This window comes from Streptococcus sp. Marseille-Q3604, from assembly GCF_916619785.1.
GTDB lineage: Bacteria > Bacillota > Bacilli > Lactobacillales > Streptococcaceae > Streptococcus.
On record NZ_CAKAKM010000002.1, the window covers coordinates 870,752 to 885,855 of the forward strand.

13 protein-coding genes are annotated in these 15,104 nt (G+C 41.7%); all 13 read left to right on the top strand.

What is annotated here, in order from left to right; genetic code table 11:
* Positions 1-23 precede the first annotated feature (23 nt).
* The 13 genes from rsmH to LG375_RS08885 all read left to right on the top strand — a co-directional run bounded on the left by rsmH (position 24) and on the right by LG375_RS08885 (position 14,834).
* Complete coding sequence (gene rsmH / locus LG375_RS08825) at positions 24-974, top strand: 16S rRNA (cytosine(1402)-N(4))-methyltransferase RsmH (protein ID WP_118184935.1); 951 nt, start codon at positions 24-26, stop codon at positions 972-974.
* A gap of 2 nt (positions 975-976) precedes the next feature.
* Positions 977-1,297, top strand: a complete 321-nt coding sequence (gene ftsL, locus LG375_RS08830; RefSeq protein WP_002884540.1) for a cell division protein FtsL — start codon at positions 977-979, stop codon at positions 1,295-1,297.
* Between the two features lie 3 nt (positions 1,298-1,300).
* Positions 1,301-3,568, top strand: coding sequence for a penicillin-binding protein PBP2X (pbp2X, locus tag LG375_RS08835; protein ID WP_225745650.1), 2,268 nt, complete (start codon positions 1,301-1,303; stop codon positions 3,566-3,568).
* Position 3,569: 1 nt separating this feature from the next.
* Positions 3,570-4,592: a phospho-N-acetylmuramoyl-pentapeptide-transferase gene (gene mraY, locus LG375_RS08840; RefSeq protein ID WP_014632644.1), complete on the top strand. Its 1,023-nt coding sequence runs from the start codon at positions 3,570-3,572 to the stop codon at positions 4,590-4,592.
* 73 nt (positions 4,593-4,665) lie between these two features.
* The gene (locus LG375_RS08845) at positions 4,666-6,009 is read left to right on the top strand and encodes a DEAD/DEAH box helicase (RefSeq protein ID WP_060971666.1); all 1,344 of its coding nucleotides are present in this window, start codon (positions 4,666-4,668) and stop codon (positions 6,007-6,009) included.
* A 364-nt stretch (positions 6,010-6,373) separates the two neighbouring features.
* Entirely contained in the window at positions 6,374-6,610 is a 237-nt protein-coding gene (locus LG375_RS08850; protein WP_225745651.1) for a Blp family class II bacteriocin, read from the top strand.
* Positions 6,611-6,891: 281 nt separating this feature from the next.
* Complete coding sequence (locus LG375_RS08855) at positions 6,892-8,247, top strand: bifunctional metallophosphatase/5'-nucleotidase (RefSeq protein ID WP_225745652.1); 1,356 nt, start codon at positions 6,892-6,894, stop codon at positions 8,245-8,247.
* 54 nt (positions 8,248-8,301) lie between these two features.
* Entirely contained in the window at positions 8,302-9,024 is a 723-nt protein-coding gene (locus LG375_RS08860) for a YutD family protein (RefSeq protein ID WP_048674861.1), read from the top strand.
* Positions 9,025-9,087: 63 nt separating this feature from the next.
* Positions 9,088-10,197 (top strand): 23S rRNA (adenine(2503)-C(2))-methyltransferase RlmN, encoded by a 1,110-nt coding sequence (gene rlmN, locus LG375_RS08865; RefSeq protein WP_096832658.1) that lies wholly within the window; start codon positions 9,088-9,090, stop codon positions 10,195-10,197.
* A 1-nt stretch (position 10,198) separates the two neighbouring features.
* Positions 10,199-10,726 (top strand): VanZ family protein, encoded by a 528-nt coding sequence (locus tag LG375_RS08870; protein WP_225745653.1) that lies wholly within the window; start codon positions 10,199-10,201, stop codon positions 10,724-10,726.
* A 102-nt stretch (positions 10,727-10,828) separates the two neighbouring features.
* Entirely contained in the window at positions 10,829-11,275 is a 447-nt protein-coding gene (locus tag LG375_RS08875) for a hypothetical protein (protein ID WP_225745654.1), read from the top strand.
* 63 nt (positions 11,276-11,338) lie between these two features.
* Positions 11,339-13,096, top strand: a complete 1,758-nt coding sequence (locus LG375_RS08880; protein ID WP_225745655.1) for an ABC transporter ATP-binding protein — start codon at positions 11,339-11,341, stop codon at positions 13,094-13,096.
* Positions 13,089-14,834: an ABC transporter ATP-binding protein gene (locus LG375_RS08885; protein WP_225745656.1), complete on the top strand. Its 1,746-nt coding sequence runs from the start codon at positions 13,089-13,091 to the stop codon at positions 14,832-14,834. The genes LG375_RS08880 and LG375_RS08885 overlap by 8 nt, the downstream gene beginning before the upstream one ends.
* Positions 14,835-15,104 lie beyond the last annotated feature (270 nt).

The following is a 15,104-nucleotide window of genomic DNA, read 5'->3' on the forward strand; positions in this document are numbered from 1 at the left end:
ATTCTTGTGCTATAATAAAAGTTATGACTAATGAATTTCACCATGTAACCGTTCTTTTACACGAAACTGTTGATATGCTTGATATCAAGCCCGATGGCATCTATGTTGATGCGACCTTGGGTGGCGCAGGACATTCGTCTTATCTTTTGTCGCAATTATCTGAAAAGGGTCATTTGTACTGCTTTGATCAGGACCAAAAGGCTATTGATAATGCTCAAGTGCGTCTCAAGGACTATATTGATAAGGGTATGGTGACTTTCATCAAGGATAATTTCCGTAATCTCAAGTCCAACCTTGAAGCCATGGGGGTGTCTGAAATTGATGGCATTCTCTATGACTTGGGTGTCTCTAGCCCACAGTTGGATGAGCGTGAGCGTGGTTTCTCCTATAAACAGGATGCCAAGCTAGATATGCGTATGAATGAGGAGGCGAGTCTGACCGCTTATGATGTGGTCAATACCTATCCTTACAACGATTTGGTGCGCATTTTCTTCAAGTATGGTGAGGACAAGTTCTCTAAACAAATTGCACGTAAGATTGAACAGGCCCGTCAGGTTAAACCAATTGAGACCACGACGGAACTGGCGGAAATCATTAAATCAGCTAAGCCTGCTAAGGAATTGAAGAAGAAGGGCCATCCAGCCAAGCAAATTTTCCAAGCTATTCGTATCGAAGTGAACGATGAGCTTGGTGCTGCGGATGAGTCTATTCAAGAGGCCTTGGATTTACTTGCTGTAGATGGTCGTATTTCGGTCATTACCTTCCACTCTTTGGAGGATCGATTGACTAAACAGCTTTTCAAGGAAGCCAGTACGGTAGATGTGCCTAAAGGTCTACCTTTTATTCCTGAAGACCTCCAACCTAAGGTAGCCTTAGTTAATCGCAAGCCAATCCTACCTAGTCAGGAAGAATTAGAAGCTAATAACCGCTCGCATTCTGCTAAATTGCGTGTGGCTAAAAAAATCAGGAAATAATTATGGAAAATAAGGAACATCAGATTGTCAATAGAGCCATTAGAAACCATATTCGTTTTATGACGCGTATGGAAAAGGCCTTCTATTCGGCAATTGTTTTGACAGCTATTGTGATGAGTATTGCAGTTGTATTTTTACAAGGGCGTAATCAGGCTATCAAGCAACAAATCACAGACCTTAATAGCAAGATTAGTGATGAAAAAACAGAGCTTAACAATGCTAAGCAGGCGGTTAATGAGTTGACTAACTCTGACCGTATTAAAGAGATTGCTAATAAGGCAGGCCTGTCTATTAATAACGATAGTATTAAGAGTGTGAGGTAACCAATGAACAGATTAAGAAAACTTAAACATTTATTTCTAAACTATGTCGTTAGGGATAGGCGAAAGCCAGCCCAGAATCGACAGCACGTTGGTCAGAACCTTATGGTTCTCAGCATCTTTATCTTTTTCGTCTTTATTATCAACTTTGTGGTGATTATCGGGGCAGACAGTAAGTTTGGTGTTGATTTGTCGACCCAGGCTGCTAAATCTTATAACACTAAGACCACAGTGGCTGCCAAGCGTGGGACGATTTACGACCGAAATGGAAATGTTTTGGCTGAAGATTCAACCAGTTATGCCATTTACGCAATCGTGTCGACTAGCTATGTGTCAGCGACTCAAGAAAAACTCTATGTCCAAGATAGTCAGTTTGACAAGGTTGCTGATATTCTAAAGGATAAGCTAGGAATTGAAAAGAGTGATTCCTTGGCCCAATTGCGTACTAAGGGTGCCTACCAGGTTTCCTTTGGACTAAAAGGGAAGGGAATTACCTACTCTGTTAAAGAAGAACTAGAGAAAGCCTTTAAAGATGCGGGAATTAAGGGGATGGCCTTTGAAGCAACAACGTCACGAATGTATCCTAATGGAACCTTCGCGTCAGAGTTTCTTGGTCGTGCCGAAGCTGTTGAAAATAAAAAAGACGGCTCATATTCTTTGATTGGTCAAACTGGTTTGGAGCGCTCGCTCAATAGCCTCTTGACTGGAACAGATGGAGAGGCCATTTATGAGAAGGATAAAAACGGTAATACGCTTCTAGGTACGGAAACCATTACCAAGGAAGCTATCGATGGTAAGAACATCTATACAACCTTGTCAGCGCCTCTCCAAACCTTCTTAGAAACGCAGATGGATACCTTTATGGAGCAGACGCAAGGTGTCAATGCTTCAGCGACAGTTGTTAATGCTAAGACAGGTGAGATTCTTGCAACGACACAACGTCCGACCTATAATTCTGATACTCTTGAGGGACAGGCTAAGAAAAACTATGACTGGGTTAACCGTCTTTACGAAGCTCAGTATGAGCCTGGATCAACCTTTAAGGTCATGCTCTTGTCAGCTGCTATTAACAATGGAAGTTTCAACCCGAATGCGACCTACAGTAATGCTAATGGTATTAAGGTTGACGACGTTGAAACTAATGACTGGTCAATCAATGAGGGTATCTCAACAGGTCGTACCATGACATTTGCTCAAGGCTTCTCTTATTCAAGTAACGTTGCTACGACCATACTAGAACAAGAGATGGGAGACAAGGTTTGGTCTAACTACTTATCTCTTTACAAATTTGGACTTCCAACTCGTTTTGGGATGGTAGGTGAATCTTCAGGGGTTGTCTCAAGAAACTCTGTGAATATTGCTCAATCATCCTTTGGACAAGGGATTTCAGTGACTCAGGTTCAGATGCTTCGTGCTTTTTCAGCCATCTCTAACAATGGTGTTATGTTGGAACCTCAATTTATCAAACAAGTTGCGGATGTCAACCAAGGCACTGTTCGTACGGCTAAGAAAGAAGTTATTGGTAAGCCAGTTTCCAAGCAGACTGCTTCTGAGACCCGTAATTATATGATTTCTGTTGGTACAGACCCAGAGTTTGGTACCATGTACAACAAGTCCGAAGGTTCGCCAATCATTAAGGTTGGTAACTATGATGTTGCGGTTAAGTCAGGAACAGCCCAAGTGGCTGATGAAAAGACAGGAACCTATAAAGATGGGACCAACGAAACGCTCAACTCAGTTGTAGCTATGGTTCCTTCTGATGATCCACAATATGTCATGTATGTAACGGTTCAGGAACCTAAGACCTGGGATAATAATTTTTATGCGACGGTGGTTAACCCTGTCCTAGAAGAAGCCATGTCCATGGGTGATACGCTTGATAGCTCTGTTTCTGAAGGTAGTGGAAAGACCGATGAAACGAGCTATCAAACCGGCGATATTATCGGTAAGAGTACGGGCGAGACAGCTAACACCCTTCGTCAAAACTTGATTCATCCGATTGTTCTGGGTGTTGGTGATAAGATTGAGAAGGTTTCTGTAGATTCCAAAGCCAATATCAAGGCTAATGAACAGATTCTTATCATGACCAATGATTTCACAGAACTTCCAGACATGTATGGTTGGACCAAGAAGAACGTTGAAACCTTTGCCAAATGGAAAGGCATTAAAGTTACTTATAAGGGTGGCAAGTCAGGGACTGTTACCAAACAAAGTGTTGCGGCAGGAAAAGCCCTGTCTAAAACCAAGAAGATTACCATTACTTTAGGAGACTAAGATGACTATGAGTCTGATAGCAGGTGTGGCCGCCTTTGTGTTGACGGTGCTCGCCATGCCTCACTTTATTACTTACTACAAAATCAAGAAAATCGGTGGCCAACAAATGCATGAAGATGTGAAGCAGCATTTGGCTAAGGCTGGAACACCAACTATGGGAGGGACAGTCTTCCTAGTGGTTGCCATCTTGGTTAGCTTGATTTTTAACTTCCACGTCTTTAGCGAGGGCCACCAAGCCTATGGTGCTACAGTAGGGATTCTCTTTGTAATTTTGATTTATGGAATTATCGGCTTCCTTGATGATTTCCTTAAGATTTTCCGTCAAATCAATGAGGGACTTAAACCTTGGCAAAAGATGGCCTTGCAGATTATTGCGGGTTTGCTTTTCTACTTTATCCACGTACTCCCTAGTGGGACAGATAGCCTAGCTATTGGTGGATTAACCATTCATCTCGGTGTCTTTTATGTTCTCTTTGTCCTATTCTGGATTGTCGGTTTCTCAAATGCTGTGAACTTGACAGACGGTATTGATGGTTTAGCTTCTATCTCTGTGGTTATCAGCTTGATTGCCTATGGAATTATCGCTTTTGTCAAGGGTGAGTTCGCTATCTTGACTATCATTATCACTATGATTGGGGCACTTCTTGGCTTCTTCGTCTTTAATCATAAGCCAGCCAAGGTCTTTATGGGAGATGTTGGTTCCTTGTCACTTGGAGCTATGCTTGCGGTTATCTCTATTGCCCTACGTGTAGAGTGGACCCTACTCTTGATTGGTGTGGTTTATGTCTTTGAGACAGCTTCTGTTATGCTACAGGTCAGCTATTTCAAATACACTAAGCGTAAGTATGGTGAAGGTCGTCGTATTTTCCGTATGACACCATTCCACCATCACCTCGAATTGGGTGGTCTTTCAGGTAAGGGTGACAAATGGTCAGAGTGGAAGGTTGATGCTTTCCTTTGGGCAGTTGGAGCGCTTGCAAGTGCCATTACCCTTTGGATGGTTCTTGGAAATGTTATGAAATAAATGAAAAGAGCAGAAATGCTCTTTTTTTGTTATAATGATAGGGATAGACTAGATAGAAAAGAAGTAAATAAACATGTCATTTAAAGATTTTAATTTTAAAACATTTATTCAGGAGGCTCTTGACGAGATTAAGTTTAAGGAGCCAACACCTGTTCAGCAGAAATTGATTCCAGTGGTTCGTTCAGGTCGTGATTTAGTGGGTGAATCAAAGACGGGTTCAGGGAAAACACATACCTTCCTCTTGCCAATTTTTGAGAAACTCAATCCAAAGAGTGGCGATGTTCAAGTTGTTATTACAGCACCATCACGTGAATTGGCGACACAAATTTACCAAGCGACAAAACAAATTGCCAAACACTCTGAGACTGAAATTCGTGTGGTTAACTATGTGGGTGGTACAGACAAGCAACGTCAGATTGAGAAACTAAAGGTAGCCCAACCTCATATTGTTATCGGTACACCAGGGCGTATCTATGACTTAGTTAAGTCTGGTGACTTGGCTATCCACAAGGCCCATACCTTTGTTGTTGACGAAGCTGATATGACCATGGACATGGGATTCTTGGATACTGTGGACAAGATTGCGGCAAGTCTGCCTAAAGAAGTTCAAATTTTGGTCTTCTCAGCAACCATTCCTCAAAAATTACAGCCATTCTTGAAGAAGTATTTGACCAATCCAGTCATGGAACAAATCAAAACTTCAACAGTTATTGCAGATACCATTGATAACTGGTTGGTATCTACTAAGGGGCGCAATAAGAATGAGCAGATTCTTGAGATGCTTAAGGGAATGCAGCCATATTTGGCAATGATTTTCGTTAATACCAAGGAACGTGCTGACGATTTGCACAGCTACCTAGTGTCAAATGGTCTTAAAGTTGCAAAAATTCATGGAGGTATTCCACCACGTGAGCGTAAGCGTATCATGAATCAAGTTAAGAAGCTTGAGTTTGAGTATATAGTAGCGACTGACCTTGCAGCGCGTGGGATTGACATTGAAGGGGTTAGCCATGTAATCAATGACGCCATCCCTCAAGACTTGTCCTTTTTTGTTCACCGTGTGGGACGTACTGGACGTAATGGCTTGTCAGGAACAGCCATCACCCTCTATCAACCAAGTGATGACTCAGATATTCGTGAGCTTGAAAAGATGGGGATTACCTTTGAGCCGAAAGTCTATAAGGACGGCGAGTTTCAAGATACCTATGACCGTGACCGTCGTGCCAACCGTGAAAAAGCCTATCAAAAACTTGATACGGAAATGATTGGTTTGGTTAAGAAGAAAAAGAAAAAAATCAAGCCTGGCTACAAGAAGAAAATTCAGTGGAAGGTTGACGAAAAACGCAAACGTGAACGCCGTGCAGCTAACCGTGCTAAGGGACGTGCTGAGCGTAAAGCTAAGAAGCAAAGTTTCTAAGTATTGGCTTCTAGGTGAGAGCAAATTTTAATTTAAAAATTCAAGAGGTTGAAACCAAAGTGTTTCAGCTTTTTTGATTATTATCAAACTTTTTGGAAAGTCTCAGTATATGTTGGAAAAATAATTAAGTATTTCTTAAAAACTGAAACTATGACAGATTTTAAATAGTTTTATCACAGCTATTTTTAAGAAGCTTCCATTTAAAGTAAAATAATTTGTAAGTTTGAGGTTACTAGTTGAGTCAACTCTCAAAAATCCAGTAGTGACATTAATGTCACTACTTTTTTGTTGGCTGTCTATCTATAATACAATCATAGCTTTTGAGAAAAGGGTAGAACAAAATATTTTAAAGGAGGTTGTTACTATGACAACACAAATCATTAACAATTTTAATTCACTTAATTCCGAAGATCTTTCTATTATCGAAGGTGGTGGTGTGATTGGTTGTGTAGCTGGGACCGCTGAATCTGCTGGACTTGGATTTTTGACTGGAACATCAGTTGGAACTGTTATATTTCCAATTGTTGGGACTGTTTCAGGTGGAGCATTTGGGGCATGGTCAGGAGCCGGCCTTGGAATGGCTACATTTTGCGGAGTTTAGTTAGAAATTTGAAGAAACAAAATGATCCGAGCATTCTCATTTGTGTGTGTTTCATTCTAGCAGGTTGCTATCAGTTGTGTGTCCCTCATCATTGGTTAATTACAATGATAGATGTTTTAGGAGTTGCAGGTTTCGTGGTCCTTCTCTATACTAAAATTCATCATTAATCATAAGCCTTTCAGTTATAAAAAATTAGATAGCAAGAAGCATCGTCTCACATGTAAAAACTTGGCAGAATGATTGTCAAGTTTTTTTATAGCAAAAGTGCTACAATAGGAGTCATGAAAGACACGATTCGAATTCTTCATATTAATGATTTACACTCTCATTTTGAACAGTATCCACAACTCAAGCGAGCTGTGGATGATTTGAGTCAGACGGATAGAGAGTTGATTAAGGTAGATCTTGGGGATAATGTGGATAAGTCTCATCCTCTATCTGATGCGACCGCTGGGCGTTTTAATGTAGCCCTGATGAATGAGCTGGGGATAGACTATGCGACTATTGGAAATAACGAGGGGATTGGTCTGGCTAAGGATGAGCTAGACTATCTTTATGAGAAAGCTGATTTTCAACCTATCATAGGAAATCTCAAGGATAAGGGGAGACAGCCTGAATGGGCCAAGCCCTATCTTATCCATAAAACTAAAGCAGGTACAAACATTGCTTTCTTGGCCTATACCTTTCCCTATTACATCACCTATGCTCCCAACGGTTGGGAGGTTTTGAATCCACTCACGCAGTTGGAAGAGGATTTGGCTCGCCCTGAGGTAAAGGATGCAGACATAGTCGTCGTTCTTAGCCATCTGGGTGTACGTTATGATGAGCAGATTGCGGAGACTTATCCTCAGGTAAACCTTGTCATCGGGAGCCACACGCATCACCTTTTTGAAGAGGGCAAGTTGATTAATGAGACTTATTTGGCAGCTGCTGACAGATATGGCTATTATCTTGGCTGTATTGACCTTACTGTGGAAAATGGGCGATTGATAGAATGTCATATTGAGGCTATCCCCACCAAGTCCTATATCTTGGATTTAGACAAGGAGGACGAAACCTTTATCAAGGCCATGCGTGAGGAAGGTCATCGTCGTTTAGCTCAGAAAAAAGTGGCTAATCTAGGTCGAAAACTAGATTTTGATGAGACCTGTCAATTGGTTTTACAGGCTGCTTGTCAGGAGACAGATAGCCAATTAACGCTTTTAAATACTGGACTTATCATGAAAACACTAGGTCCTCAAGTGACCATGGCAGACCTGCAAGAAGCCCTTCCTCACCAGATGCGGATGGCACGTCTAGTCGTGACAGGACAAGAGCTCAAAGAAATCTGTCAGGAAGTTTTTACTAAGGCTGAACTCCTTAAAAATCAAGCTATTAAAGGTATGGGATTTAGAGGGAAGACATTTGGTGAAGTAATCACGGGGAATTTTGCTTACAAAAACGGTAATTTGTTGTATAATAGAAGGGTTGTAGATTCCAATGAGAAGTTTAGTTTGGTCCTTGTGGACCAGTACTACTTTGCTTCTTACTTCCCTACAATTAAGGAAAAGGAAGTTACTCTTCTTTTTCCAGATTTGTTAAGGGAACTTGTGGCCAAGTATTTAGGAAAAAATGGTGCCAACTGGGATAAGATATAGAGACATTATTACAGCATCAGGATAGAAAATAAGAGAGAGCAGAAAGGATGGCACATGCGTAAAGAAATCTTGCCAGAAATGTTTAATTATAATAAATATCCAGGGCCAGACTTTGTGTATGTGGCTGATCTTCTGAAATCAGATGCCTGTCAGTTTACAGTTCTTGAAAATCACAAGGATGCTTTAGACGCTACCCGCTTTGGGCAACGTTTTTCTGAAATCATGCTCAAGTATGATTATATCGTTGGGGACTGGTCTAATGACCAGCTTCGCCTTAAGGGATTTTACGAGGACGAGCGCCCTAATACGCGTAAGACAGACCGCATTAGCCGATTGTCAGAGTATTTACGTGAATACTGTGCCTTTGGTTGTGCCTACTTTATTTTGAAAAATGAAGAGCCGCAATTAATTGTCTTTGAAGAGGAGACTGAGCCTCGTCGCAAGCGCCGTCGTTCTAATAATCGTCGTAATGCTTCTCAGGAATCTAGAGAGCGCAATGCTTCTCAAAAGAATAAGGGGCAAAAAGCTTCTGCTAAGCAAAAGCCAGACAAGTCCAAACGAAGAGATAGGGATCAAGAGGGTCCAAGCTTTGAGAAAATCAAGCGTCGTCCTAAGTTCAAATCTAGATCTGAGGATGGTGGTCGTGAGCGTAAGCCTAACTTCAAGAAGAGTCAGAAGCAAGCTCCAAATTCTAAAGGTCAAAACACTCCATCGAAGAAACAAAGCCAGACCAAGTCAGATGGTCAGCATTTCACAATCAGAAAAAAAGGAAATTAAACTATGTCAGAAGTAACAACACAAGCAAAACCAGAACGTCGTAAACGTCAGAAGTTAGAGGATATGGAAGGCTACAAACCTTCTATTTATGGTCTTACTCGTGACGAGTTGATTGATTGGGCTATGGAACACGGTGAAAAGAAATTCCGTGCTACTCAAATTTGGGATTGGCTCTACAAGAAGCGTGTGCAATCTTTCGAAGAAATGACTAACATTTCTAAGGATTTCATTGCTAAATTGAATGAGAATTTCTGTGTGAACCCATTGAAACAACGTATCGTTCAAGAATCTAAAGATGGTACCGTTAAATATCTTTTTGAATTGCCAGATGGTATGTTGATTGAGACGGTTTTGATGCGTCAACACTATGGTTTGTCTGTCTGTGTGACAACCCAGGTTGGATGTAACATCGGTTGTACTTTCTGTGCCAGTGGTTTGATTAAGAAACAACGTGACTTGACTGCTGGTGAGATTGTGGCGCAAATCATGTTGGTACAAAAATACTTTGACGATCGTGGCGACGGTGAACGTGTAAGCCACGTGGTTGTTATGGGTATCGGTGAGCCATTTGATAACTATGACAATGTGCTTCGTTTCTTGCGTACCATTAACAATGACAATGGTCTTGCTATTGGAGCGCGTCACATTACCGTGTCAACATCTGGTTTGGCACCAAAAATCAAGGAATTTGCTAACGAAGGTGTTCAAGTTAACCTTGCCGTGTCACTTCACGCACCTAACAATGACCTTCGTTCAAGCATCATGCGTATTAACCGCTCATTCCCACTTGAAAAACTCTTTGAAGCTATCGAGTACTACATCCAAACAACCAACCGTCGTGTAACTTTTGAGTATATCATGCTTAATGAGGTCAATGACCATCCTGAAAATGCTCAAGAGTTGGCTGATTTGACTAAGAAAATCCGTAAGTTGTCATACATCAACTTGATTCCTTACAACCCAGTATCAGAGCACGACCAATATAGTCGTTCAACTAAGGAACGTGTGGCGGCCTTCTACGATGTGCTCAAGAAAAACGGGGTTAACTGTGTCGTTCGTCAAGAACACGGTACAGATATCGATGCTGCTTGTGGACAATTGCGTTCAAACACTATGAAACGTGACCGTCAAAAGGCTGTAGCAGAAGCTTCTGGTAAATCAGAAGGTAAGTAAGATGTTTCAGCTGACGACTTGGGTAGATAAGGACGGAGAATTAACATCAAAAGGAAGAAAGGTAAGCCAAGTTTTGGTTTGTGCTTATCTCCTTTGTTTAGTGCTCCTATGTTGGACACCCCAGTATGGACTAGTTGAAGGTGTTGAAACTCCTGGGATTAAACATTTTGGTCGTGTGGTGGTCCTCTTGACCCCATTCAATAGTTTGACCAACTTTTATCAGTTGGATAGTCTTAAAGAGATTGTCTTTGTGCTTGGGCAAAATGTGACCAACATTTTCTTGCTGAGTCCGCTGATTTTAGGACTTTTAGCCTTGTACCCCAGATTTAGGTCTTGGCAAAAGGTCCTTTTAGCCACGTTTATCATGTCTTTGACGATTGAGGTTGGACAAGTCATTCTAGACCTTCTCATTGATGCTAATCGTGTCTTTGAGTTAGATGATTTATGGACCAATACTTTGGGAGGTTTGGTGGCACTAGGAGTCTACCGCCTCCTTGTAAAACTGATTCAAACGCATTTTAAAGAGTAAAAAACCTGGGACCCTACGCGTCTCAGGTTTCACTTATTTTCTATCATATAAATACAACACATTCAAAAGAGGGAAAAATGAATAAACACTTTTGGAGAAACAATGAAACACTTAATGATGACAGTAGTCACCGTATTGACACTAGGAGCAACAATGCCAATGGTTAAAGCAGATGTTTATCAAAGCGGACGTGATGCCGATATTATGCGAGAAAGAGGGCAGGTTTGGAACTATTCTGAGGTTAAGAGAGAGCCTCAATTAGCTAACTACAACACCGATGGTCGCTATCTCAGTGAGGCAACTAACTTTGAATTATACAATTTTGTCAGAGAGTATAAGACATCTGATGAAATCAGACGCATTTGGAACCCCAAGAAGGACGAATCAGTTATCCACGATAAGGATAGCTACTCTATGGATGATGGGCACAAGGTCTATAATTTTGACTCCTTTGCTTATCAATTGCCAGAGTCTACTGATTTTGGAAAATTGACTTATATTGGTTACTTTCAGTTAGAAGATGGTACAATTTATCGCTATTGGAAATAACCTTATCATACGAGACTTATACGAGGTCTATTATTAACCATTTGTAAGGATAGGAGGAGTAACTTGTCTTTTAAAGAATCAATCATTGCAAAACTTTGGTGGTTTTTCAAGTTGGAAAAACGCCGGTATATTGTCGGGATTTTGGCACTGAGTCTGGTTTCGGTTCTCAATCTGATTCCTCCTATGGTTATGGGACGGGTCATTGATGCTATCACATCGGGAAAATTGACCAATCAGATCTTGCTTCTGAATCTCGTTTATTTGCTTTTGGCAGCTTTAGGAATGTACTATTTGCGCTATGTTTGGCGGATGTATATCTTAGCGACCTCTTATCGCTTGGGTCAGATTATGAGGTCACGCCTTTTTGAGCATTTTACCAAGATGTCGCCTTCTTTTTACCAAAAGTACCGAACTGGGGATCTCATGGCCCATGCAACTAATGATATCAACTCCTTAACCCGCTTGGCTGGTGGGGGTGTCATGTCAGCCGTAGATGCGTCTATCACAGCCTTGGTAACCTTAATCACCATGTTCTTCAGCATTTCCTGGCAGATGACCCTGGTGGCTGTCTTACCCCTACCCTTCATGGCTTTTGCGACTAGTCGTTTGGGACGCAAGACCCATAAAGCTTTTGGAGAATCCCAGGCAGCCTTTTCAGAACTTAATAATAAGGTTCAGGAGTCGGTATCAGGGATCAAGGTAACAAAGTCTTTTGGCTATCAGGAGGCTGAGCTTCAGTCCTTCCAAGAGACCAATAAGATGACTTTTAAAAAGAATATGCATACCATGAAGTATGACAGCCTTTTTGATCCTTTGGTCTTGCTCTTTGTTGGCTCATCTTATGTTTTAACCCTTCTTGTCGGGGCCTTTATGATTCAGGCTAATCAGATAACGGTCGGAAATTTAGTAACCTTCATTACCTATTTGGATATGTTGGTTTGGCCTTTGATGGCCATTGGTTTCCTCTTTAATATCACACAGAGGGGAAATGTATCCTACCAACGTATTGAAAATCTTCTGGAGCAGGAATCAGATGTTCAAGATCCTGCACATCCTCTCCGAAGTATCGAAAATGGTCGCTTAGAATATGCGATTGACCGATTTGCTTTTGAGGATGAGGATACTTTGCGAGATATTCATTTCACCTTGGACAAGGGCCAAACCCTTGGTTTGGTTGGACAGACTGGCTCAGGAAAGACGGCCCTTGTCAAGTTACTCTTGCGGGAGCACGATGTCAATCAAGGAGCCATCTATTTGAATGGCCATGACATCCGAGACTATCGCCTATCAGATTTACGTAGCTTGATGGGGTATGTTCCTCAAGACCAGTTTCTCTTTGCCAGTTCCATTTTAGACAATGTTCGTTTTGGTAATCCTGACCTCGCCTTTGAAAAGGTAGAAGAAGCGACTAAGTTGGCTCAAGTTTATGAGGATATCAAGGCTATGCCTGAAGGCTTTGAAACAATCATTGGTGAAAAGGGTGTCAGTCTATCAGGTGGTCAAAAACAACGTCTGGCCATGAGTCGTACCATGATTTTGGATCCAGATATTTTGATTTTGGACGACTCCTTATCTGCGGTTGATGCCAAGACAGAACATGCCATTATTGACAATCTTAAACATACCCGCAAGGACAAGACGACGATCATTACCGCCCATCGTCTTAGTGCGGTGGTGCACGCTGACCTCATCTTAGTCATGCAAAATGGTCGTATCATTGAACGGGGCCGTCATGAGGACTTACTAGCTCAGGGTGGTTGGTATGCCAAGACCTATGAGTCCCAACAGTTAGAAATGGAAGGAGGAGAAGTTGATGCCTAATCAAAACCAATGGTCTGTGTTTAAGCGTCTCTTGACTTATCTCAAGCCTTACAAATTCTTGACCTTTCTAGCTTTGACCTTCCTCTTGTCCACTACGGTTATCAAGAGTATCATTCCCCTTGTGGCCTCTTATTTTATCGACCACTATCTGCATGATGTGAATCAGGCGGCAAGCTTGATTCTGATTGGTTACTATGGTCTTTATCTCTTGCAGACGCTAGTCCAGTATTTGGGAAATCTCTTTTTTGCGCGTGTGTCCTACAGTATTGTCAGGGATATTCGCCGAGATGCCTTTGCCAATATGGAGAAACTAGGTATGTCTTACTTTGACAAAACTCCAGCAGGCTCTATCGTTTCCCGCTTGACCAATGATACAGAGACTATTAGCGAGATGTTCTCAGGGATTCTGTCTAGCTTTATTTCGGCTATTTTTATCTTTGTTACCACCCTTTACACCATGATGATCTTGGACATTCGTCTGACCGGGCTTATTGTGCTCTTTCTTCCTCTGATTGTTCTTTTGGTTAATCTCTACCGCAAAAAATCAGTGGTCATTATTGAAAAGACCAGAGCCTTGCTTTCAGATATAAATGCCAAACTGTCAGAGAGTATCGAAGGGATTCGCATCATTCAGGCCTTTAACCAAGAGAAACGTCTCAAAAAAGAGTTTGATGCTATTAATGAGGAACACCTGATTTATGCTAGCCGTTCCATGTCACTGGATTCTCTCTTTCTACGCCCAGCCATGAGTTTACTGAAGCTTCTGGGCTATGCTGTTCTCATGGCCTACTTTGGCTACCGAGGTATCTATTTGGGCATCACAGCAGGGACCATGTATGCCTTTATCCAGTATATTAACCGCCTCTTTGATCCCTTGATTGAAGTGACACAAAACTTCTCAACCTTGCAAACTTCTATGGTCTCAGCAGGTCGGGTATTTGCCTTGATTGACGAGCGTACCTATGAGCCTGAACAGAGAGACACAGATGCCAAGGTTACTGAGGGGAGTATTCGTTTTGAAAATGTCTCTTTCTCCTATGATGGTAAACACCAGATTTTAGATAACATATCCTTCTCTGTCAATAAAGGTGAAACCATCGCCTTTGTTGGTTCTACAGGTTCCGGAAAATCCTCTATTATCAACGTGTTTATGCGTTTCTATGAGTTCCAATCAGGCCGAGTTCTTCTTGACGGTGTGGATATTCGCGATTATAGTCAGGCAGAGCTGCGTAAGAACATTGGTCTTGTCCTTCAGGAACCCTTTCTCTATCATGGTACAGTCAAATCCAATATTGCCATGTATCAGGATTTAACTGATGAAGAGATTAAAGCAGCCGCTGAGTTTGTGGATGCCAATCACTTTATCGACAAACTTCCAGAAGGCTACGATGCTCCAGTTTCTGAACGAGGTTCAAGTTTTTCAACTGGCCAACGCCAACTTCTAGCCTTTGCTAGGACCGTTGCTAGCCAACCTAAAATTCTAATCCTGGATGAAGCGACAGCCAATATTGATTCGGAGACAGAGGCTATTGTCCAAAACTCTCTAGCAAAAATGCGTCAAGGACGTACAACCATTGCCATTGCCCACCGCCTATCGACTATCCAAGATGCCAACTGCATCTATGTCTTAGACAAGGGCCGCATCATCGAACACGGTAGCCACGAGGAACTCCTAGCCCTCGGTGGTACCTATCATAAGATGTACAGCCTACAAGCAGGCGCAATGGAAGGAGCCTAAGATAATCTAGACCATAGCTTCTATATTCGAAAAGATTTCTTAAAAATCAAAATCGAGTAGTGACATTTATGTCACTACTTTTTTGTTGGCCTACAACTTATAATAAAACCATAGCTTGAGAGAAAAAGCTAAAAAATAATATTTTAGGAGGTTGTTAGAATGACAACACAAACAATGAACAATTTTGAAACACTCGATCTCGAGGCACTTGCAAACGTTTAAGGTGGCGGATGGGTTAAGTGTTATGCCGGCACAATTGGCTCTGCTCTA